Source organism: Streptomyces sp. cmx-4-9, assembly GCF_046548835.1.
Classification (GTDB): domain Bacteria; phylum Actinomycetota; class Actinomycetes; order Streptomycetales; family Streptomycetaceae; genus Streptomyces.
This window is the reverse complement of record NZ_JAEBEE010000029.1, coordinates 1-775: the sequence shown is the minus strand read 5'-3', so window position 1 is coordinate 775 and position 775 is coordinate 1. Positions and strand designations below refer to the sequence as shown.

At 55.5% G+C, this 775-nt stretch carries 1 rRNA gene; it reads left to right on the top strand.

Annotated elements, in window-relative coordinates:
- Window positions 1-775: ribosomal RNA gene (locus tag ACLJTM_RS34605) — 23S ribosomal RNA — on the top strand; the annotation flags it as partial.

Genomic DNA, 775 nt, shown 5'->3' with positions numbered 1-775 from the left:
CCGCTAAGCCTAAATATTCCCTGGTGACCGATAGCGGATAGTACCGTGAGGGAATGGTGAAAAGTACCGCGGGAGCGGAGTGAAATAGTACCTGAAACCGTGTGCCTACAAGCCGTGGGAGCGTCGCTCATTGGGTTTACCCAATGGGTCGTGACTGCGTGCCTTTTGAAGAATGAGCCTGCGAGTTAGCGGTGTGTAGCGAGGTTAACCCGTGTGGGGAAGCCGTAGCGAAAGCGAGTCCGAATAGGGCGTTTGAGTTGCACGCTCTAGACCCGAAGCGGAGTGATCTAGCCATGGGCAGGTTGAAGCGGAGGTAAGACTTCGTGGAGGACCGAACCCACCAGGGTTGAAAACCTGGGGGATGACCTGTGGTTAGGGGTGAAAGGCCAATCAAACTCCGTGATAGCTGGTTCTCCCCGAAATGCATTTAGGTGCAGCGTCGTGTGTTTCTTGCCGGAGGTAGAGCACTGGATAGGCGATGGGCCCTACCGGGTTACTGACCTTAGCCAAACTCCGAATGCCGGTAAGTGAGAGCACGGCAGTGAGACTGTGGGGGATAAGCTCCATGGTCGAGAGGGAAACAGCCCAGAGCATCGACTAAGGCCCCTAAGCGTACGCTAAGTGGGAAAGGATGTGGAGTCGCAGAGACAACCAGGAGGTTGGCTTAGAAGCAGCCACCCTTGAAAGAGTGCGTAATAGCTCACTGGTCAAGTGATTCCGCGCCGACAATGTAGCGGGGCTCAAGCGTACCGCCGAAGTCGTGTCATTGCAGCAA